Origin of the sequence: Streptomyces rimosus subsp. rimosus (assembly GCF_000720725.1) — a bacterium.
Classification (GTDB): Bacteria; Actinomycetota; Actinomycetes; order Streptomycetales; family Streptomycetaceae; genus Streptomyces; species Streptomyces rimosus_A.
In genome coordinates this window covers 1-19,837 of record NZ_JOCQ01000106.1, presented here as the reverse complement: position 1 = coordinate 19,837, position 19,837 = coordinate 1, and the positions used below count along the sequence as shown (strand labels likewise).

General features: G+C 72.7%; 20 protein-coding genes, 1 other RNA gene and 1 pseudogene. 7 read left to right on the top strand and 15 right to left on the bottom strand.

Features of this window, described 5'->3' with window-relative positions; genetic code table 11:
- Positions 1-249: 249 nt before the first annotated feature.
- From IH45_RS0135315 to IH45_RS0135305, 3 genes are all read right to left on the bottom strand, one after another.
- Complete coding sequence (locus tag IH45_RS0135315) at positions 250-990, bottom strand: anti-sigma factor family protein (RefSeq protein WP_030678341.1); 741 nt, start codon at positions 988-990, stop codon at positions 250-252.
- Positions 987-1,571 carry a sigma-70 family RNA polymerase sigma factor gene (locus IH45_RS0135310; protein WP_078897932.1) on the bottom strand — a complete coding sequence of 195 codons (585 nt, stop codon included), beginning with the start codon at positions 1,569-1,571 and terminating at the stop codon, positions 987-989. The genes IH45_RS0135315 and IH45_RS0135310 overlap by 4 nt, the downstream gene beginning before the upstream one ends.
- 274 nt (positions 1,572-1,845) lie before the next feature.
- On the bottom strand, positions 1,846-2,493 hold the full coding sequence (locus IH45_RS0135305; RefSeq protein WP_032918869.1) for a CGNR zinc finger domain-containing protein: 648 nt from the start codon (positions 2,491-2,493) through the stop codon (positions 1,846-1,848).
- Positions 2,494-2,636: 143 nt separating this feature from the next.
- On the opposite strand from IH45_RS0135305, the gene IH45_RS0135300 reads away from it, so the two are divergent.
- On the top strand, positions 2,637-3,413 hold the full coding sequence (locus IH45_RS0135300) for a methyltransferase (RefSeq protein ID WP_030678337.1): 777 nt from the start codon (positions 2,637-2,639) through the stop codon (positions 3,411-3,413).
- Between the two features lie 63 nt (positions 3,414-3,476).
- Here IH45_RS0135300 and IH45_RS0135295 read toward each other — a convergent pair whose 3' ends face one another.
- Positions 3,477-4,727, bottom strand: coding sequence for a uroporphyrinogen-III synthase (locus tag IH45_RS0135295; RefSeq protein WP_030678333.1), 1,251 nt, complete (start codon positions 4,725-4,727; stop codon positions 3,477-3,479).
- A 141-nt stretch (positions 4,728-4,868) separates the two neighbouring features.
- Positions 4,869-6,269 carry a nitrate/nitrite transporter gene (locus tag IH45_RS0135290; protein WP_030678330.1) on the bottom strand — a complete coding sequence of 467 codons (1,401 nt, stop codon included), beginning with the start codon at positions 6,267-6,269 and terminating at the stop codon, positions 4,869-4,871.
- Positions 6,270-6,582: 313 nt separating this feature from the next.
- On the opposite strand from IH45_RS0135290, the gene IH45_RS1000000148290 reads away from it, so the two are divergent.
- The 4 genes from IH45_RS1000000148290 to IH45_RS0135270 all read left to right on the top strand — a co-directional run bounded on the left by IH45_RS1000000148290 (position 6,583) and on the right by IH45_RS0135270 (position 9,468).
- Positions 6,583-6,726, top strand: a complete 144-nt coding sequence (locus IH45_RS1000000148290) for a lasso RiPP family leader peptide-containing protein (protein ID WP_107058775.1) — start codon at positions 6,583-6,585, stop codon at positions 6,724-6,726.
- A gap of 194 nt (positions 6,727-6,920) precedes the next feature.
- The gene (locus IH45_RS0135280; RefSeq protein WP_030678328.1) at positions 6,921-8,798 is read left to right on the top strand and encodes an asparagine synthase-related protein; all 1,878 of its coding nucleotides are present in this window, start codon (positions 6,921-6,923) and stop codon (positions 8,796-8,798) included.
- A 5-nt stretch (positions 8,799-8,803) separates the two neighbouring features.
- Positions 8,804-9,061 (top strand): lasso peptide biosynthesis PqqD family chaperone, encoded by a 258-nt coding sequence (locus tag IH45_RS0135275; RefSeq protein ID WP_030678325.1) that lies wholly within the window; start codon positions 8,804-8,806, stop codon positions 9,059-9,061.
- Positions 9,058-9,468, top strand: coding sequence for a lasso peptide biosynthesis B2 protein (locus IH45_RS0135270; protein WP_030678323.1), 411 nt, complete (start codon positions 9,058-9,060; stop codon positions 9,466-9,468). Before IH45_RS0135275 ends, IH45_RS0135270 begins: the two co-directional genes overlap by 4 nt.
- Before the next feature lie 25 nt (positions 9,469-9,493).
- Here IH45_RS0135270 and IH45_RS0135265 read toward each other — a convergent pair whose 3' ends face one another.
- Together IH45_RS0135265 and IH45_RS0135260 are read right to left on the bottom strand one after the other, a co-directional pair.
- The gene (locus tag IH45_RS0135265) at positions 9,494-10,018 is read right to left on the bottom strand and encodes a DUF4232 domain-containing protein (RefSeq protein WP_030678321.1); all 525 of its coding nucleotides are present in this window, start codon (positions 10,016-10,018) and stop codon (positions 9,494-9,496) included.
- Between the two features lie 91 nt (positions 10,019-10,109).
- Complete coding sequence (locus IH45_RS0135260; RefSeq protein WP_030678319.1) at positions 10,110-11,081, bottom strand: LysR family transcriptional regulator; 972 nt, start codon at positions 11,079-11,081, stop codon at positions 10,110-10,112.
- 108 nt (positions 11,082-11,189) lie between these two features.
- On the opposite strand from IH45_RS0135260, the gene IH45_RS0135255 reads away from it, so the two are divergent.
- The gene (locus IH45_RS0135255) at positions 11,190-12,485 is read left to right on the top strand and encodes an MFS transporter (RefSeq protein ID WP_032918867.1); all 1,296 of its coding nucleotides are present in this window, start codon (positions 11,190-11,192) and stop codon (positions 12,483-12,485) included.
- Positions 12,486-12,580: 95 nt separating this feature from the next.
- On the opposite strand, the gene ssrA is transcribed toward IH45_RS0135255, so the two are convergent.
- The 5 genes from ssrA to ftsE form a co-directional block, all read right to left on the bottom strand.
- Positions 12,581-12,950: a transfer-messenger RNA gene (ssrA, locus tag IH45_RS1000000145965) on the bottom strand.
- A 110-nt stretch (positions 12,951-13,060) separates the two neighbouring features.
- On the bottom strand, positions 13,061-13,573 hold the full coding sequence (gene smpB, locus IH45_RS0135250; RefSeq protein WP_030678315.1) for an SsrA-binding protein SmpB: 513 nt from the start codon (positions 13,571-13,573) through the stop codon (positions 13,061-13,063).
- 18 nt (positions 13,574-13,591) lie between these two features.
- Positions 13,592-14,776 carry a S41 family peptidase gene (locus tag IH45_RS0135245; protein ID WP_030678313.1) on the bottom strand — a complete coding sequence of 395 codons (1,185 nt, stop codon included), beginning with the start codon at positions 14,774-14,776 and terminating at the stop codon, positions 13,592-13,594.
- A 67-nt stretch (positions 14,777-14,843) separates the two neighbouring features.
- The gene (gene ftsX / locus IH45_RS0135240; protein WP_003986513.1) at positions 14,844-15,755 is read right to left on the bottom strand and encodes a permease-like cell division protein FtsX; all 912 of its coding nucleotides are present in this window, start codon (positions 15,753-15,755) and stop codon (positions 14,844-14,846) included.
- Positions 15,756-15,787: 32 nt separating this feature from the next.
- A complete protein-coding gene (gene ftsE / locus IH45_RS0135235) occupies positions 15,788-16,477 on the bottom strand; it encodes a cell division ATP-binding protein FtsE (RefSeq protein WP_003986514.1) in 690 nt (229 codons plus the stop codon).
- Positions 16,478-16,771: 294 nt separating this feature from the next.
- Between ftsE and IH45_RS0135230 the strand changes: the two genes are divergently transcribed.
- Positions 16,772-16,960, top strand: a complete 189-nt coding sequence (locus tag IH45_RS0135230) for a hypothetical protein (RefSeq protein WP_030678311.1) — start codon at positions 16,772-16,774, stop codon at positions 16,958-16,960.
- Positions 16,961-17,112: 152 nt separating this feature from the next.
- Here IH45_RS0135230 and IH45_RS1000000149045 read toward each other — a convergent pair whose 3' ends face one another.
- From IH45_RS1000000149045 to IH45_RS01000000144430, 3 genes and pseudogenes are all read right to left on the bottom strand, one after another.
- Positions 17,113-17,964 carry a hypothetical protein gene (locus tag IH45_RS1000000149045; RefSeq protein WP_030678308.1) on the bottom strand — a complete coding sequence of 284 codons (852 nt, stop codon included), beginning with the start codon at positions 17,962-17,964 and terminating at the stop codon, positions 17,113-17,115.
- Between the two features lie 346 nt (positions 17,965-18,310).
- Positions 18,311-19,423 carry a peptide chain release factor 2 gene (prfB, locus tag IH45_RS0135220; protein WP_030678305.1) on the bottom strand — a complete coding sequence of 371 codons (1,113 nt, stop codon included), beginning with the start codon at positions 19,421-19,423 and terminating at the stop codon, positions 18,311-18,313.
- A 219-nt stretch (positions 19,424-19,642) separates the two neighbouring features.
- Positions 19,643-19,837 (bottom strand): annotated as a pseudogene (locus tag IH45_RS01000000144430) (serine/threonine protein kinase); the annotation flags it as partial.

Here is a 19,837-nt window from a genome sequence, read left to right as displayed (position 1 = left end):
CGTCAACCGTACGCGAACCGGGCACCGGGCGCACCTGGCCCAAAGGACGAAATCACCACCGGGCGGGATCAAAGCGGGCAGCTCGGGTGGGTGCCCCGCGCGGAATCAGCGGCTCCGTTCTGTTATGGGGGCAGGGATGGGCCCTGATCCGAAGGGAATCCGAAGGGAAGGGACCGGGTGGCGGTCCACAGGCTCCGCGGGAGCGGCGGCCGGAGACGCCCGGCCGGTCGGCCGGTGACGCCCGCCCGGTCAGACCTTGATCTCGGCCAGCCGCCTGCCGTCCAGGGTGCGGACCTCGAACCGGTCGATGTTGGAGCGGTTCATGGCCGAGCCGCCGTGCGTGTACAGGGGTTCCTTGTTCCACTTGGCGGCGCCGTCCTTGAGGCCGTAGCCGCCCGGGGGCACCGCCCAGGTCGTCACGGTCTGCTCGGCCCCGCTCTTGCCGACCGCGACCAGGTCGCAGGTCAGGGGGCCGCGGACGTTGCCCAGCTTGAGGGCGACGTGGGTGCCCCAGGGCTTGCGCTCCATGGAGACGCTGGCGGCGACCCTGGTCACCGGGTCGACGGTGCCGGCCTTCTCGCCGTGCTCGTACATCGTCCGGGCGTAGGCCGCCAGGTGCTCGGGGCTCTCCTCGGCGTCCCCCGAGGTCAGCGCGTACGTGGCGAAGGGGCCGCCGGCGACGAGCACCGCCGCGGCGGCGACCAGGTACAGGCGGCGCCGGCGCCGGACCCGGCGGGCCGCGCCGGCCTCGGCCAGCAGGTTCTCCAGGACGGCGGGTCCGGGGACCGCGACGACCGCCTCCGTGTCCGGCGCGGACTCCCTGACATCGGCGAGCAGGGGCGGCAGGTCCATCAGGTCGTCCAGTTCGGCGGCGCACCGGTCGCACTCGGCCAGGTGCTCCTCGAAGCGGGCCGCCTCGGCGTCGTCCAGGACGCCCAGCGCGTAGGCGCCGACGTCGGTGTGTTCCACGGGTTCGCTGGGCCGCGTCACGCCGTCACTCCTCGTTCTTCGAGCGAGAGCTTCAGGGAGCGCAGCGCGTAGAAGACGCGGGACCGGACGGTCCCGGCCGGCACGTGCAGCACCTCGGCCGCCTCGCTGACGGTACGTCCCTTGAAATAGGTCTCGATCAGGGCCTCTCGGTGGGCTTGGCTGAGGTCGCCGAGCGCTTCGGTGATCGTCATCAGGCGCAGGGCCCGGTCGATCTCGTCGGCGGCCGGCATCGATTCCAGGGGCGCGGCGTCGACCTCCTGGGGACGGGCCTGACGGCTGCGGTGGCTGTCGATGACGATGCGCCGGGCGACGGTCACCAGCCAGGGGCGGATGGAGCCGGTCGCGTGCTGGAGCCGGTCGGCGTTGCGCCAGGCCCGCAGCAGGGTCTCCTGCACCACGTCCTCCGCCCGGTGCCGGTCGCCGGCCACCAGGCGCAGCACGAAGGCGAGCAGCGGGCCGGCGTGCTCCTCGTAGAGGGCCCGCATCAGCTCCTCGTCCGGCGCCGTACTGTCTGCCACGACGGCATCCTTGCGCACGCCAACTCCCGGGTCGATAGCGCGGGTCGGACATTCGCTGCGCATGCGTATCAGCACCCACGTGCGTCGCCGGTGTCACAGCGGTCACCATCCGCACCGTCGCTCACCTCGTCCTGCCGTCCGCGGCTGGGCTCGCGCATGTCCGCCCTCCTCGTCTCGGATCCCCTGGTGGGCCAGGCCCTTTCAGCCAGCAGTACGGGTACGGACGAGCGCCGACTCAGTTCCGGACCGGAGAATTCGTGGTGTGCTGCGGTGAATTGCGCGCGGCGGTCGGCAGGCGTTCCCGTACGCCCGTGTACGACCTTGTACGGACCGCGACTCAACGGACCCCGGCAACGGACGCCCCGCCCACCGCCTGTGCCTGCGCCTGCACCTTCGCCTCCGCAACCGCGCCGTCCGCCCGGCGGGTGGCCCGCCTGCGGTGCCGCGCCACCCGCTCGCGGTTCCCGCACACCTCGCTGGAGCACCACCGGCGCCGCCGGCCGCGCGAGGTGTCCAGGTACACCAGCGAGCAGCTCTCGCCCTCGCACTGCCGCAGCTGGCCGCGCGCCACCGCGTCGGTCAGCATGCCTATGGCGTCCCGCGCGACCGCCGCCAGCAGCCCGGTGCAGTCGGGCGGCCCGGTGAACGCCCGCACCAGGACGCCGTCCTCGGTACGGACCGCGCGGGCGGGCGGCACCGCCGCGGTGGCGGCCGCGTTGAGCAGGTGCAGGTCGGCCTCGGCGGCCCGGCCGCGCAGTTCGTCGTGGACGACGCGCCGCAGCAGTTCACGCAGCATCCGGAAGCGTACGACCCAGCCGCGGTCGACGGCGCCGAGCTGGGTGCTGCCGGGGACGACACCCGAACCCACCAGCCAGGCCGCCAAGTGTTCGGGGCCGGCCAGGCGTTCGGCGCGCCGGCCGGTCGTGGCCATCAGGTCCAGGCAGATCCGCCCGCAGTCGAACCGCAGGTCAAAAGGCGCCGCCATGTGCCCGTCACTCTCTAGGAGACAACCCTTGCCCTATCAGAGTGCCCGGCGCGGCCCGGGGCCGGAACCCTCGGCACCGCCGCGCGCCGCGCCGCACACCACCTATACATCGCATGTATACGCTTGTTGTATAGTCCGGTGGCATGTCGGCCAAGACCCTGCTCAAGAACCGTTCCAGCCTGACGCACAAGGTCCGTTACGCGATCGACCACCCCGATCGCATAGCGCCCTACCTCAAGCGCACCGCCCGGGACGGCTGGCTGCGCCTCAAGCACCCCGACCACATCGCGTACTACCGCGCCGTGATGGCCTCCGACGCCGGCCGCAGCCCGGAGGCGGCGGTCGGCAGCCGCAGCCACGAACGGTGGCTGGCGCTGGGCGAGATGCAGTTCGGCTACCTGAAGGAGCACGGCCTGCGGCCGGAGATGCGCATGCTGGACATCGGCTGCGGCAACCTGCGGGCCGGCTGGCGCTTCATCTCGTACCTCGACAGCGGCAACTACTACGGCATCGACATCTCCCCCGACATCCTCGTCGCCGCCAAGAAGACGCTGGTCACCTACGAACTCCAGGAGAAGCTGCCGCACCTGACCGTCACCCAGGACCTGACGTTCGACTTCCTGCCGGACGCCCACTTCGACGTGGTGCACGCGCACAGCGTCTTCTCCCACTCACCGCTGTCCGTCATCGACCAGGGCCTGCGGCACGTCGGCCGCATCCTGGCCCCGGGCGGATTCTTCGACTTCACCTTCGACCGCACCGAGGGCGCCGAGCACCAGGTGCTGCGCGAGGACTTCTACTACCGCACCGAGACGCTGCTCGCACTGGCCCGCAAGCACGGGCTGGAGGCCCGGTTCATGGAGGACTGGGAGACCCGGCCGCACGGCCAGTCGAAGATCCGGGTCACGAATCCGGCGTAGTGGCGGGCGGACAGGCCGTACGTACGGGGGCGGGCCTCGGACGCGAACGTACGAGGCCCTGCGTCACCCGTCGCCGTACTTGCCCCCCACCCGCGGATCCAGCGCCAGCCGGTACCCCCGCTTGACCACCGTCTGGATCAGCTTCGGCGTTCCCAGCGCGCTGCGCAGCCGGGTCATCGCCGTCTCCACCGCGTGCTCGTCGCGTCCGGTGCCCGGCAGCGCGCGCAGCAGGTCGGCGCGGGAGACCACCCAGCCGGGCCTGCGGGCCAGTGCTCGCAGCAGCGCCATGCCTGCCGGGGGTACGGGGCGCAGGTCGCCGTCCACCAGGACGGCCTGCCCGCGCAGCTCCAGCCGCCGCCCGGCGACCGTCAACGGGCGGGTGCGGTGCGGCAGTTCCTGGCACAGGAGCTGGACCAGCGGACCGAGCCGGAAGCGTTCGGGCTGGTACGTGGTCACCTCGTGGGCCTCCAGCGGCAGCGCGGTGACCGGCCCGACGCAGGCGGGCAGCACATCGTGCCGCAGCGCGTGCAGCAGCTCGTCGCGCATGCCGCGCTCCTCGGCGCGGCGCAGCAGCGAGGTGGCGGCCGGGGCGCTGGTGAACGTGATCGCGTCCAGGCCGCGGGTGACCGCCGCGTCCAGCAGCCGGTCGACGGGGCCGATGTCGGCGGGCGGCATCCACCGGTAGACCGGGACGCCGACCACCTCGGCGCCGCCCGCCCGCAGCGACTCGACGAAGCCGGGCAGTGGTTCGCCGTGCAGCTGGATGACCACCCGCCGCCCGTGCACGCCCTCCTCCAGGAGCCGCTCCAGCACCTCCGCCAGCGATTCGGACGCCGGCGACCAGGTTTCCGTGAGCCCGGCCGCGCGGATGGCGCCCTTGACCTTGGGGCCGCGGGCGAGGAGTTCCACCGCGCCGAGCCGGTCGAGCAGCGCCGCGCCGAGCCCCCAGCCCTCCGCGGCCTCGATCCAGCCCCGGAAGCCGATCGCGGTGGTCGCGATCACCACGTCGGGCGCCCGGCCGATCAGGTCCTTGGTGGCGGCGAGCAGTTCCGCGTCGTCCGGCAGCGGCACGATGCGCAGCGCGGGAGCGTGCACGACCTGGGCGCCGCGCCGTTCGAGCAGCGCGCCCAGCTCCTCGGCCCGGCGGGCCGCGGTCACCCCGACCGTGAACCCGTCCAGCGGCCGTACGTCCGCGGGCCCGGCCGCCCCAGTCCGCGCCCGGTCACCGCCCTGCCGCCCGCCGTCCCGTCCGCTGTCCCGTCCGCCGTGCCGCGCGCCGTCGTCCCGCCGCTCGTCGTGCTCACCCTCGTACATCGTCCGTCCCTGGCTTGTCCTGACTCCCGGTGCCGCCGGGCACCGGTGGAGGTCCGAGCCTGCCAACCGCCGGTGACAGGCTCGCTCCCGCAGTATTTCCCAGCTGTTACGGACCACTGCTCGCCCCCGCCACCCCGCGCGTCACACCTCCGCGAGCGCGGGCTCGGACGCCTCCGGTGTCCGTACGGGCCCGGCGGGCGCCGCGCGCCTCAGGTATACGGCCCAGGTCACCGCGGAGCACAGTGCGTAACAGCCGAGGAAGGCCACGAACGCCGGGGTGCCCGTCCCCGCCGCCTGGAACGCCTGCCGGAAGGCGAGGTTGATGCCCAGTCCGCCGAGCGCGCCGACCGCGCCGATCAGGCCCATCGCCGCGCCGGACAGCCGCCGCCCGTGGGCCGCCGCGGCCGCTCCGGTCAGGCCCTTCGCCAGCGCCTTGGTGTGGAAGATGCCCGGGATCATCTTGTACGTGGAGCCGTTGCCGAGCCCGGACAGCGCGAACAGGGCGACGAAACCGGCGAGGAAGCCGGGCAGCGAGTGCCGCGCGGACGCCAGGATCACCGCGCCGGTCGCCGCGGCCATCGCCGCGAAGTTCACCAGGGTGATCCGGGCCCCGCCGTACCGGTCCGCCAGGCGGCCGCCCACCGGCCGTACCAGCGAGCCGAGCAGCGGCCCGATGAAGGTCAGCGACGCCGCCTGGAGGGGCGTGCGTGCGAACTGCGTCTGCAGGACGAGGCCGAAGGCGAAGCCGTAGCCGATGAAGGAGCCGAACGTGCCGAGGTAGAGCAGCGAGACGATCCAGGTGTGCGGGTCGCGGGCCGCGTCCCGGGCGGCGCCGGTGTCGTTGCGCACCGGCCGCAGGTTGTCCATGAACAGCGCCGCGAGTACCGCGGCGACCACCGTCAGTGGCAGGTAGACGGCGAGCAGGAGCCGCGGGTGCGCCGCGCCCGCGGTGGCGATGACGAGCAGACCGAGCAGCTGGACGACGGGCACGCCGAGGTTGCCGCCGCCCGCGTTCAGGCCGAGCGCCCAGCCCTTCTTCCGCAGCGGGTAGAAGGAGTTGATGTTCGTCATGGACGAGGCGAAGTTGCCGCCGCCGACCCCGGCCAGCGCCGCGACCAGCAGGAAGACGGGGTACGGGGTGCCCGGGCGGAGCGCGAACGCCGCGGCGGCGGTGGGGACCAGCAGCAGCGCCGCGCTGAACACCGTCCAGTTCCGCCCGCCGAACCGCGCCACCGCGAAGGTGTACGGCACCCGCAGCGCCGCCCCCACCAGCGTCGGCACCGCCACGAGGAAGAACTTCCCGGCCGCGTCGATCCCGTACTCCGGCCCCAGGAACAGCACGAGGACCGACCACAGGCTCCACACGGAGAACCCGATGTGCTCGCAGACGATGGAAAGCACGAGGTTGCGCCGGGCGATCCGCCGCCCGTGCTCCTCCCAGAAGGTTGTGTCCTCGGGGTCCCACCGTTCGATCCAGCGGCCCGCTCCCCGCGCGGGGGGATGCGCCGGAGGCCCGCCCGTCATCGTTCCCGTGTCTGTCATCGCGCCTCCCAGCTCGCGGTATGCCGTCGTACCGGGACGCTAGGGAGGGCGCGTTTCCCCTCTGTGGCGGTGCGTGACCACCGCGAAACCTTGCTCTCACCGCGCCTGGGAGCGCACGGTGAGCAGTCCGCACTCCGGCGGCGCACAACCGCCGGAGGTTACGCCAATGCACCCCGCACGCCCCCGATATCACTCGTTAGGGGCAATGGCAGGGGGCGTGGACGCTGGCAGCATCTTTCCCGGAAGCGCTGCGTAATCGCACGAGCACCCTGCGTGTTCGACCGTGCGGCGGCTACGAGAAGGGACCGAACCGATGCGGGAAGCGCCGGAAGTGGACGAGACGACCGAGTACGAACCGCCCGAGCTGGCCGACGCCGGGGACTTCGCCGAGCGGACGCTCGGCTACACCGGCGAACTGTCCGACAGCTGGGGCGGTATGCACAGCACCTTCTGGTGACCCGTGGGCGCGGGCCCGCCGATCCCTCCTGCCACCCTCCCCGCACCACCGGCCCGAGGACATCGCGATCCCGCCCCCGACCGGCGGTCCCTGCCCGGGCGCGCACCGCCCGCCCCGGCAGGGGCCGCCCCCACCGACCCGGACCAGCCATCCACCACACGCCCGAACCGCACGCCCAGGGGTGGTAAGTCATCGTGGATTTCGTCGTCTTCCCCGACCATCCCGCGACCGATCCGCTGTGCCTGTGCCTGCGGCGCGACCCCACCGTGCGGACGGTGCGCCACCCCTCCGGGCGCCCCTGGGTCATGGGGCACTGGGCCGACGACGACATCGTGGCGGCCGAGGCCGGGCCGGACCGGCTGCTGCTGTTCGGCACGACCTCGGCCGACGCCGGGACCCTCGACCGGCTGCTGCGCCGGCTGCGCAGCCTGGACGACCTGGACACCCGGGTCCGCGAACTGCCCGGCAGCTTCTTCCTGCTGGCCGCGATGGGCCCGCGGATCCGGTGCCAGGGCACCCTCTCGACGATCCGGCAGGTCCACCACGCGGGCATCAACGGCGTGACGGTCGCGGCCAGTCACCCGCAGGACCTGGCGGCGCTGGCCCGCGAGGCGGCGGCCGCCGGCCTGCCCATCGGCGCGCCGGGCCTCGGCTCGGTCGACACGGACACCCTGGCGCTGCGGCTGCTCACCCCGTTCCCGCCGTTCCCCCTGGCCCGCCGCCCGGCCTGGCGCGCGGTCCACGCCGTACCCCCCGGCCACTGCCTGACCCTCGGCCCCGACGGCCGGCACGGCACCGCGCGCTGGTGGCACCCCCCGCGGCCCGACCTCTGGCTGGAGGACGCCGCCGAGGCCGTACGGGACGCGCTGACCGAGGCGGTACGCGTGCGCACCCGCCACCCGGCGCTCAGCGCCGACCTGTCCGGCGGCATGGACTCCACCAGCCTGTGCTTCCTCGCCGCCCGCGAGGACACCCGGCTGATCACCACGGCCTGGGTGTGCCGCGACGAGGCCAACGACGACAACGTCTGGAGCGAGCGCGGCGCGGCCCTGCTGCGCTCGGCGGAACACCTGCCGCTCCCCCACACCGAAGCGCCCACCTGGTACACGCCGCCCCGGCCCGGGCACGCCGACCCGGCCGGCCCGCTCGCCGTGGTCCGCGAGAGCGCCCGCCTCGCCCATCAGGCCCGGCTTGTCGCCGCCCGCGGCTCCCGGGTCCACCTGGTCGGCGTCGGCGGCGACGAGCTGTTCGCGCCGCGCCCGGTGGCGCTGAACTCCCTCGCCCGTACGGACTTCCGCTCCGCCGCGCGGCGCGCGTGCGCCGCCCGCCGCCTCGGCCGCTGGACGCTCGTCGACACCCTGCGCACGCTGTTCGGCGGCGCCCCGTACCCCCAGTGGCTGGAGTCCTGCGCCGACCGGATCGTGCCCGGCGTCCGGTCCGGCGACAGCGGCGCCGACTGGGAGGTCGTGCCCGGCATGCCGGCGTGGGCCCATCCGGACGCGGTGGCCACCGTCCGCCGCCTGGTGCGCGAGGCCGCCGCCGGTGAGCCGGAGCCGTTCGCGCCGCTGCGCTCCCAGCACGAGATGCTGCGGGCCGCCGCGCGCGCCGGGGAGATCGTGCGCGGCGCGGCCGCGCTGACCGCCCGGTACGGCGTCGCCTTCGAGGCCCCGTTCCTGGACGACAACGTCATCGAGGCGGCGCTGACCGTCCGCCTCGTGGACCAGGTCGCGGTCGGCTCGTACAAGCCCCTGCTCGGCGCGGCCATGGACGGCATCCTGCCGGACGCGCTGCGGTCCCGCGGCACCAAGGGCGAGCACAGCGCCGAGGTCTACGCGGGCCTGCGCCGGCACCGCCGCGCGCTGACCGCGCTGTGCGACGACTCGCGGCTGGCCGGGCTGGGCCTGATCCGGCCCGAGGTGCTGCACACCGCCCTCACCTCGCTCCAGCCGCACTCCCACCTCCTGCAACCCCTCGACCCCACCCTGGCGGCCGAGTACTGGCTGCGCTCCCTCCAGGAGACGCAGGCCCCCGTCCCGGTCCGCCCCACCGTTCCCGCCGCGGAAGGAGCCTGAGCCCGATGACGTTCACCCTCGCCCCGCACGTCAGCAGTGTGCGCACCCCCGGAGGGATGGTGCTGCTCAACGCCCGTACGGGCCGCTACTGGCAGATGAACGACACCGGGGCGTTCGTCCTGGAGCACCTCCTGGCGGGCGGCACCACCGCGTCGGCCGCCGACGAGCTGCGCAGCCGCCACCCGTCGGCGGCCCACCGGGTGGCCGCGGACGCCGTCGCACTGCTGGAGTCGCTCCAGTCGGCGAAGCTGGTGACCTGGTGAGCGTGCCCGTGGCCCTCGGCGAGCGCGCGCGGCTGTCCTTCGCGGAGCGCTGCGCCGCGCGCGGCTGCGCGGCCGCGGCCCGCGTCCTGGTGTCGTGTTCGCCGCGTACGCTCTGCCGCGTTCTCGATGCCGTACGGCGAGGAGCCCGCCCCGCCACCGAGCCGCAGGCCGCCCGCGCCCGGCACGCCGTCGTCACGGTCAACGTGCGCTGCGCGGGCAACGGCTGTCTGCAACGCTCCGTGGCCACAGCCCTGTTGTGCCGACTGCGCGGCCGGTGGCCGCAGTGGTGCACGGGTGTGCGGACGGAGCCGTTCCGCGCCCACGCGTGGGTGGCGGTGGACGGCCGTCCCGTCGGCGAGCCGGACGACACACGGCTCTACCGGCCGCTGCTGCGCGTTCCGCGCTAAGGGGCTGGACCGGGCCCCGGGCCGGTCAGCCGGCCGCCGCCCGCGGGGGCGCCATCTGGATGCGGTAGTCGCACAGGACCATGTCGGCCTTCCGGCCCTTCTCGTCCTGGGCCTTGATCGCGGTCCGGTCGCCGTCGCGGGGCGCGGCCACCACGACGTCGTCACCCTTGGCCCAGCACCCGCCGTCCTCGGTGTGCTTCTCGGCATCCTGGTAACGCACATCGACCACGACGCCCTTGCCGCTGGGCAGGCTCACCGGGCGCGTCCGGCCCTGCCCCACGGCGTCCGCCTGCCAGGCCTTGCCGCTGTGCACCATGAACATCGGATAGCCGCGGAAGACGCACCCGCGCGTGCCGGTGTTGACCGCCGAGAGCCGGCCCTCCCGGTGCGGGCCGTGCCCCTTCTTCTTCAGCACGGTCATCTTCCACTTCAGGTCCTTGGTCGCACAGTTCGCCTGGAAGGCGTCGACACGCGGATCGTCACACGCGACCAGGCCGCCGCTCAGCACGAGCACGGCCAGAGCCGCCACGGTCAGCGGACGCTTACGCACGGGGACCCCCAACAGTCCGGCTACGGTTCCTGCCGTCGGTAAGGAGGGGTTCTCACGCTTATAGGTTGCTTATACGGCAAAAATTCGGCCATCAGCCCACCTGCGCCATCACGGCCGCGTCCTCCTCGGGCAGCCACACGGGACCCTCCGGCCGTCGCAGCCAGCCGCGCCCGGCGGACAGGTCCCGGCAGGCCGCACGCAGTGCCTCCAGGCCCGCGTGGCGCAGGCCGCGCCGCCACACCAGGGATATCGGGGAGAGCGGTACCGGGTCGGTGACCGGTCGCAGCACCATACCCGGTACGTCGATGAACTCGACGCTGGCCAGCACCGACCAGCCCTGTTTGCGGACCACCCGCAGGAACTCCGCCGCCCCGTCGATCTCCGGGAACGGCTCCGCCATCGCGATGCCCCGGCCGGCGAAGAGGCGGGCGGCGAGGTCGGTCCACTCGGCGGTGTGCGGGTTCCCGGCCGCGGCGTACAGGGTCTCGCCCGCGAGGGCCGACAGGGGAACGGCGGGGCGGGCCGCCAGCGGGTGGTCCGCGTCCAGCAGGACGGCCATCGGCTCGTACCGTACGGGCTGGTGCGCCAGGCGGGACCGCAGGGACGCGGGCAGTCCCGCGAAGCGGCCGAAAGAGACGTCCAGCCGCCCGGCGGCGATTTCGGCCGCCGCGCCGGTCAGGCCGCTGTGGAAGCGGGCGACGAGTTCACGGTCCGGGGCCCGGCGGCGGGCCTCCTCCAGGGCGGTGTGCGCCGTGCCGATGGGGACGCCGACATCGACCAGCAGCGGGCGGTCCTCGGGCGCGCGGAAGGCGGCGGCCAGGTCGTCGTGGGCGGCCAGCACCCGGCGCGCGTACGGGAGCAGGCGGCTGCCGTCCTCGGTGAGGTTGACCCGGCGCGTCGTACGGTCGAAGAGGTCCGTGCCCAACTCCCGCTCCAGACGCCGTATGTCGCGGCTGAGCGCCTGCTGGGCGACGTAGAGCCGGGCGGCGGCGCGGGTGAAGTGCAGTTCGTCGGCGACCGTGGTGAAGGCGCGGAGCAGACGCGGGTCGAGGTCTCGGGGCACGGGCACATCGTGCCACCGGGCCCGCCGCCATGATTGACAACGAGAGTGCGTGAATGCGCGCGGATCAGGTGTTGGACGGGGAACGGGCCGCGCCGCGACCGTAGTCGGGTGATCCTCTTCCTCGCCTCCCGGCCCGTCACCGCCCCGCCCGTCCGCCCGGCCCGCCGCCCGCGCCGCCGCTGCCCCGCCGTGCTCCGGCGCGTGTTCGGACCGTACGGACGGATCTTCACCGTCCCCGGCGCCCGCGCCTTCACCGCCGCCAACCTGCTCGCCCGGCTGCCCATGGGCATGTTCAGCGTCAGCGCGATCCTGATGATCGCCGGGTCGCGCGGCTCGTACGCACTGGCCGGGGCGGTCACCGCGACCGGGCTGGCGGCGACGGCGGTGGCCGGGCCGTGGACCGCGCGGCTGGTCGACCGCTACGGGCAGGCCAGGATCGCCGTCCCCGCGACGGCGCTCGCCGTCCTCGGCTCGCTGGCCCTGGTCCTCTGCGTCCACCTGGACGCGCCGTCCTGGACGCTGTTCGCCGCGTACGCCTGCACCGCGACCACGCCGAACACCGGCGGCATGGCCCGCGCGCGCTGGGCCCACCTCCTGCGGGACGACCCGCGCGCGCTGCACACCGCCAACTCCTTCGAGCAGGCGGCCGACGAGGTGTGCTTCATGCTCGGCCCGGTACTGGCGGCCTTTCTGTGCACCACGCTGTTCCCGGAGGCCGGCACGCTGACCGGCGCAGTGCTGCTGCTGAGCGGGGTGCTGCTGTTCGCCGCCCAGCGCCGCACCGAGCCGCCTGCCACACCGGCGCCCGACCGGCGCGGCGCCGGACAGCTCGTCCTGGCGCTGCTGCCGCTCCTGCTGACCTTCCTCGCCACCGGCGCGGTCTTCGGCTCGCTGGAGGTCGTCACGATCGGCTTCACGGACGCGCACGGGCAGCGCGCGGTGGCGGGTGCGCTGCTGGCTCTCCAGGCGGCGGGGTCCTGTGCGGCGGGGCTGCTGTACGGGGTGCTGCGCCCGGCCGGGCCCGCGGGGCGCCGGTTCGTGCGGTGCGTCGCCGCGATGGCCGCGCTGATGTGGCTGCCCTTCTCGGCCGCGGGCGCGGGCGGCGGGCTCCTGCTCGGGGCGGCTCTGCTGCTCGCCGGGATGGCCACCGCGCCGACCATGGTCACCGGCATGGGGCTGATCCAGTCCCGGGTGCCGCGGGGGCGGCTGAACGAGGGCATGACGCTGGCCGTCACCGCGCTGCTGACCGGCATCGCGGCGGGCTCGGCGGCGGGCGGCTGGGCCGTACAGCACCTGCCGGAGGGTACGGCGGCGGGGTACGGCGTGCCCGCCTGCGCCGCCGCTCTGGCGCTGGCGGCGGCCGGCACCGCCCATGCCGTACGGGCAGCGCGGCGTCCGGCGTGAGCGGGGAACGGCGAAGGCCCCGCTGCCGGGGCAGCGGGGCCTTCGCCTCACATGGGGTGACGGGTCCGGGGGCCGGGGCCTCCGGTTTCTCCGTCGAGTGGAGATGGCGGGAATCGAACCCGCGTCCAACGGTGCGGAAACAGGGCTTCTCCGAGCGCAGTCCGCTGCGATTTTCTCGGCCCCGGAGATCTCGCGGACAAGTCTCCGACGGGCTCAGTCACTGTTTGATTTCCTCCCAGGACCCGTGACCGGACCTAGAAGTTTAGTCCCCTAGCTGATGCCAGGATCCGGGTCGGGAACATCCCCGGGCTGACACTTCGCAGGTCGCTACTTAGGCAGCGAGGGCGAAGGAATCGCGCTTGGTGTTGGCGATTATTTTTTGCGACATATGGTTTACGAGATCATTGCCGCTTCCTCGGCTCGCTTCCCCTGCTTCGACATCCGCTGTCGAAACCGATCATCCCCATGTTGTTTTTTCAAGGTGGTGCCTGCACCGGCGTGCGGTGCGTAGCCCATCGTACGTGACCAACGCGCGACGATGCCAGCGTATTCCGGCGGGCCGGGACCGGCGGTCCTCAGGCCCGCTCGCGCCGCTTGGCCGCCGAGATCGCCCGGTCCGCCTCGCGGCGGTCCTGCTGCTCCCGCAGCGTCTGCCGCTTGTCGTACTCCTTCTTGCCCTTGGCCAGCGCGATCTCGACCTTCGCGCGGCCGTTCTTGAAGTACAGCGACAGCGGCACGATCGTGTGGCTGGTCTCCTGCGACTTCGACTCCAGCTTGTCGATCTCCAGGCGGTGCAGCAGCAGCTTGCGCTTGCGCCGCGCGCTGTGGTTGGTCCACGTGCCCTGGGCGTACTCGGGGATGTGCACGTTGTGCAGCCACGCCTCGCCGCGGTCGATCTGCACGAAGCCGTCCACCAGGGACGCCCGGCCCTGGCGCAGCGACTTGACCTCGGTGCCGGTCAGCACCAGCCCGCATTCGTACGTGTCCAGGATGAGGTAGTCGTGCCGCGCCTTCTTGTGCTGGGCGATGAGCTTGCGGCCGGTCCCGTCATCCTTCTTGTTGCTCTTCTTCTTGTTCGCCTTAGCCATAGTGGCGCCATTTTCGCACTACGCCCCGCCCCCGAGGCCACTCAATACCGTACGGGCGCGTGCCTGGGCGTCGTCCTCGGCGACCAGGTCCGGGGTGATGCCGCGGTCGTCGACCGTCCGGCCCGAGGGGGTGCGGTAGCGGCCGACGGTCAGCTCGGCGACCGAGCCGTCCGGCTGCCGGCTGGGCAGCTGCACCGAACCCTTGCCGAAGGTCGGGGTGCCGACCAGCACCGCCCGGCCGCGGTCCTGGAGCGCCCCGGCGAGCAGTTCGCCGGCGCTCATCGTGCCGCCGTCCACGAGGACCGCCAGGGGCACCTGTGTGTTGCCGCCGTTCTCGGCGTACAGGGCGCGCTGGCTGCCGTGGACGTCGTACGTGGCGACCAGGCCGCCGTCCAGGAAGGCGGAGGCGGCGGTGACCGCTTCGCGCACCAGGCCGCCGGTGTTGCCGCGCAGGTCGAGCAGCACGCCGCCGCGCGGGGAGGCCGCGCGCACGGCCCGGCGGATCTCCTCGCCGGTGCCCTTGCTGAAGGCGCCGACCCTGATGCGGGTGGGGCCGTCCGGGCCGTCGGGGCGGTCGGTGACCACGTTCCGGTCCCGCAGGTGGGCCCGGCGCAGGTGCTCGGTCCACTGCCGTGCGCCGCGCCGCAGCTCCAGCTCGACGCGGCTCCCGGCGCCCGGCCGGGGTGCTGCCGAGGTGGGGGCGGCGCTGCCGCGCAGCCGGGCCACGACATCGGGGACCTGACCGCCCCGCGAGGCCACGCCGTCCACGGCGCGCAGTTCGTCACCGGGCCGGATGCCGGCCGCCGCGGCGGGGCCACCGGGCCGCACCCGGGAGACCAGAACGCGGCCGTCCGCCGCCTGCCGCAGCCACAGGCCCACGCCGACGTAGGCGCCGTCCAGCTCCTGCTGGAACTCCTCGTACTCGCGCGCCGAGAACGCCGTCGACCAGCGGTCGCCGCTGCGGCCGACCACCTCGCCCGCCGCCCCGGCGCCGGCGGCGTGCCGGTCCGCGCGCTCCTGCCGGTGGACGCGGTCGGCCTCGGCGGCCACCCGCTGCGGTATCCGCCGTTCCTCCGGCCGCTGCCCGCTCTCCTCCCAGGTGCCCGCCGCGGCACCGGTGGCCAGGACGCTCACGAAGACCAACGTCAGGGCCGCCCCGCGGCGGTTGCGGCGGGGCCGGGCGAACAAACACGGGCCCGTCATGCCGGTGAGTGTAGGCCAGAAAGAAGCGCCGTACGGGGAGTTGACCGTACGGCGCTCTTGGCATGGGTCACACCTTGAGGTACTTGCGGAGCGCGAAGAACGCGGCGAGCGCCGGCATCAACAGACCGATCAGCAGCACCAGCGGCAGCACCGCCACGACCGAATCCCAGCCAATGAACTGGATGACCTGGATCCGCGCGGCCAGCCAGTTGTTGATCAGCACCCACTTGCCGCCGACGATCAGCACACAGGCGAACACCGCGCCGAGCAGGCCCGCGATGGCCGCCTCCAGGATGAACGGCATCTGGATGTAGAAGCTCGACGCGCCCACCAGGCGCATGATCCCGGTTTCCCGCCGCCGGCTGAACGCCGACACCCGCACGGTGTTGACGATCAGCATCAGCGCCACCAGCAGCATCAGCGCCATCACCACGAGCGCGGCGATGTTCATGCCGTTGAGCAGGTTGAACAGCGGCTCGACGGTGTCCCGCTGGTCCTGCACCTCCTGCACGCCCGGCCGCTCGGAGAACGCCGACTTGATCACTTCGTACTTCGTGGGGTCCTTGAGCTTGACCCGGAAGGATTCCGGCATCTGGTCGGGGGTGACCAGGCCCGCGATGGGCGTGTCGCCGAACTGCTCCTTGTAGTGCTTGTACGCCTGGTCGCTGGACTCGTGCTGCACGTTCTGCACGATCGGCAGGCGGTCCAGCTCGGCCTTTATGTCGTCCTTCTGCTGCTGGGTGGCGGGACCCTTGGCGCAGTGGGCGCCGGTCTCGCTGTCGTTCTTGTTGCAGAAGAAGATGGAGACGTTGACCTTGTCGTACCAATAGCCCTTCATCGTGCTGACCTGGTCGCGCATCAGCAGCGAGGCGCCGAACAGGCCGAGCGAGAGGGCGACGGAGACGATGACCGCGAAGGTCATCGTGAGATTCCGGCGGAGACCGACGCCGATCTCCGACAGGACGAACTGGGCGCGCATGGCGTCCTTTCAGTGCTGGGGGCCGTACACGCTTAGTGCTGGTAGCCGTACACGCCGCGCGACTGGTCGCGCACGAGCCGGCCCTTTTCGAGTTCCATGACCCGCTTGCGCATCTGGTCGACGATCTGCTGGTCGTGGGTGGCCATGACCACGGTCGTACCGGTGCGGTTGATCCGGTCCAGCAGCTTCATGATGCCGACCGAGGTCTGCGGGTCGAGGTTGCCGGTGGGCTCGTCGGCGATGAGCAGCAGCGGGCGGTTGACGAACGCCCGCGCGATGGCGACGCGCTGCTGCTCGCCACCGGACAGCTCGCCCGGCATCCGGTCCTCCTTGCCGCCGAGGCCGACGAGGTCGAGGACCTCGGGGACCGTCTTGCGGATCTGGCCGCGCGGCTTGCCGATGACTTCGAGGGCGAAGGCGACGTTCTGGCCCACCGTCTTGTTGGGGAGCAGCCGGAAGTCCTGGAAGACGGTGCCCACCTGGCGCCGCATCTGCGGCACCTTCCAGTTGGAGAGCTTCGCGAGGTCCTTGCCCAGGACGTGCACGGCGCCATGGCTGGCGCGCTCCTCGCGCAGGAGCAGGCGCAGGAAGGTGGACTTGCCGGAGCCCGAGGAGCCCACCAGGAAGACGAACTCGCCGCGCTCGATCTCCAGGGAGACATCCCTGAGGGCGGGGCGGTTCTGCTTCGGGTAGGTCTTGGAGACGTTGTCGAATCGGATCACTGATGCACCACGGTCGACCTGGGTAGCGGCACGGGACGCCCCTGTTGTGGCTCCCGTCGGTGAGCGTGACCCTACGCGAGTTCCGCGCGACGGCGCAGTCGCCGTTCGGGGTTGGTGCGTTTATTCACGGCATCTACGGGGACAAACCGAGCACATTCCGGCCCGCCGGCCCGGTGGATGTCGCCGAAAAGGCCGGAAGGTGACCGGGGCGCGCCGTTCCGCCGTCGAGCTGGCACAGTGGTAAGGGAACCATCGTGGTCCCCTGCGCGTTGCAGCGGTTGAAGAGGAGGTCGCATGACGTACGACCGGCTGGTGTGCGCCAACTGCGCGGCCCCTGTGAACGAGGGCCGCTGTCCCGTGTGCCGGGCGAGCAGGGAACGGCTGCCGGAGACCGGGCTGTTCGGCCAGGTGACGCCCGCGGCCCTGGTGGCGCTGCTGGTGGCGCTGATCGCACTTGCGGTGCTGGTGCACCAGGCCGCTTGAGCCGGATCCGGTGACGGTTCGCGTACGGAGCGTCGCTCCGCCAGGGGCGGCACGCCCGTACCGATGATGTGAGAACGCCGAAGGGCCCGGAGCGCCGAGTGCGCTCCGGGCCCTTCTCATGCGCTGCCCCGGGTACGGGGCGGGGCCTGGTGTCAGGCCGCGGCCGCGCCGCCGCCCTTGTTGATCAGGCGCGGCATCAGGCGGAAGCCGACGCCACCGGCGATCATCGTCGCCGCGCCGACGAGCAGGAAGGTGGTGCCGGAGGCACCGGTCTCCGCCAGCTCGCCGCCCTTGGCCTGCTGCTGCGGCTGGCCGGGCGTGTTGACGATCTGCTCGTTGCCCTCGCCGGGCTGCTCGATCGGCGAGGTGCCCTCGTTGTCGGTACCGGTGCCGGTGCCGTCGTCACTGCCGCCGGTGCTGCCGCTGCCGCCGGTGCTGCCGGTGGAGCCGCTGCCGCCGGTGGAACCGCTGCCGCCGGTGCTGCCCGAACCGCCGGTCTGGCCGCCGCTGTGGCCGCCCGACTGACCGCCGGACTGGCTGCCGCCGGTCTGGGAACCGGACTGGCCACCGGTCTGCGAACCGCCCGTCTGCGAGCCGCCGGTCTGGCTGCCCGACTGGCCACCGGACTGGGTGCCGCCGGTCTGCGAACCGGACTGGCCACCGGTCTGCGAACCACCGGTCTGCGAGCCGCCGGTCTGGCTGCCCGACTGGCCACCGGTCTCGGTACCGCCGGTCTGCGAACCGGACTGGCCACCGGTCTGCGAACCACCGGTCTGGGAACCACCGGTCTGGCTGCCCGACTGGCCACCGGAGTCGGAACCGCCGGAGTCGGAACCACCGATGATCCCGCCGATGACTCCGCCGATGATCCCGCCGTCCGGCGAACCCACCGTCTGGTCGGTACCGACCGCCGAGGCCGCGCCGGCCGCGGTGAGCGACGCACCGGCCGCGATCACCGCACCGGCCGCAATGCGCGCTACGCGCAGCCGCGTCTTCTTCGTCATGTGCCTGCTACCCCCAGTAGCTCTACTCGTTTGTGGAGCATCGCTGTTCGGGGCAGCGGCCGATCCGGGTACACGAGGCGCAGTACCGCCCGGCGGTTGTCGCACTCAGATCCCCGTTCACACACACGCCCCAGACATACGCATGCCGCGTACCACCCTTCCCAGTTCTCACATCATCGTCAAGGTCAAATAAAGGTGCGATGACCGAATTGAGGGGAGTTGCGGGGTCCATGGACGTATGACTGTGACCAAATTGCCACAGAGGCTCCGGGCAGCAAAAAACAACTGCCGCCCAAAAAGCGGCAGTTGTTTTTCACCGATTATCCGGACGGACTTTCGCCGCCGCTTACTTCTCCTGCTCCTGCTGCTTGCGCCAGCGGATGCCCGCCTCCAGGAAGCCGTCGATGTCGCCGTCGAGCACGGCCTGCGGATTGCCGACCTCGAACTCGGTACGCAGGTCCTTGACCATTTGGTAAGGGTGCAGGACATACGAACGCATCTGGTTGCCCCAGGAATTGCCGCCGTCGCCCTTGAGCGCGTCCATCTTGGCCTGCTCCTCCTGGCGGCGGCGTTCGAGCAGCTTCGCCTGGAGGACGTTCATCGCGGTCGCCTTGTTCTGGATCTGCGAACGCTCGTTCTGGCAGGAGACGACGATGCCGGTCGGGATGTGCGTCAGGCGCACCGCGGAGTCGGTCGTGTTGACGCCCTGGCCGCCGGGGCCGGAGGAGCGGTACACGTCGACGCGCAGCTCGGACTCGTCGATCTCGATGTGGTCGGTCTGCTCGACCACCGGCAGCACCTCGACGCCCGCGAAGGACGTCTGGCGGCGGCCCTGGTTGTCGAAGGGCGAGATGCGCACGAGGCGGTGGGTGCCCTGCTCGACGGAGAGCGTGCCGTAGGCGTACGGCACCTGGACGGCGAAGGTGGTCGACTTGATGCCGGCCTCTTCGGCGTACGAGGTCTCGTACAGCTCGGTCTTGTAGCCGTGCCGCTCGGCCCAGCGCAGGTACATGCGCTGGAGCTTCTCGGCGAAGTCGGCGGCGTCCACGCCGCCGGCCTCGGCGCGGATGTTGACGACGGCCTCGCGGGAGTCGTACTCGCCCGACAGGAGGGTGCGGACCTCCAGCTCGTCGACGGCCTTGCGGACGTCGGCCAGCTCGCCCTCGGCCTCGGCGCGGGCCTCGTCGTCACCCTCGGCGTCGGCCAGCTCGAAGAGCACGCCGACGTCGTCGACCCGGCCGCGCAGCTCCTCGGCCCGGCGCAGCTGGCCCTGGAGGTAGGACAGCCGGCTGGTGATCTTCTGCGCGCTCTCCGGGTCGTCCCACAGGGACGGCGCCGCGGCCTGCTCCTCAAGCGCAGCGATATCGGCCCTCATCTTGTCGAGGTCCAGGACGGCCTCGATCGACCCCATGGTCGAGGAGAGGGACTTCAGCTCTTCGGATACATCGACGACTGCCACGCACCCCAGCCTAACGGCTGCCGCCGCATCCATGTCCCGACCCTCGCGCGGCGTCCCGCACGCGGGCGCGTGGCCGCAGGTGGGGCGGGGTGCGGCGGGGTGCGGCGGCGCCGGTACGGGCCGCCCGGGTCCCCGCGGGGCCGGGCGACCCGTCTCAGGACGTACGGGCCTCGGGGCTCGGCAACCGGGCCGCGGGGCTCAGCGCACGAGCCGCGGGGCTCAGCGCACGGGCCGCGGCGTCGACGTGTCGGAGTGCCGGATGCCCGGCTTGGCGTCGCCGGAGTCGCCGTGCTGGGAGGCGAACCAGCCGCCGATCCCGGCCGCGGCCACCACCGCGGCGGCGGCCAGGCCCAGCTTGATCCGGCGGCGGCGCACCGCCTCGCGGTGCCGGGCCGACCCGGCGCGGCGCTCGCC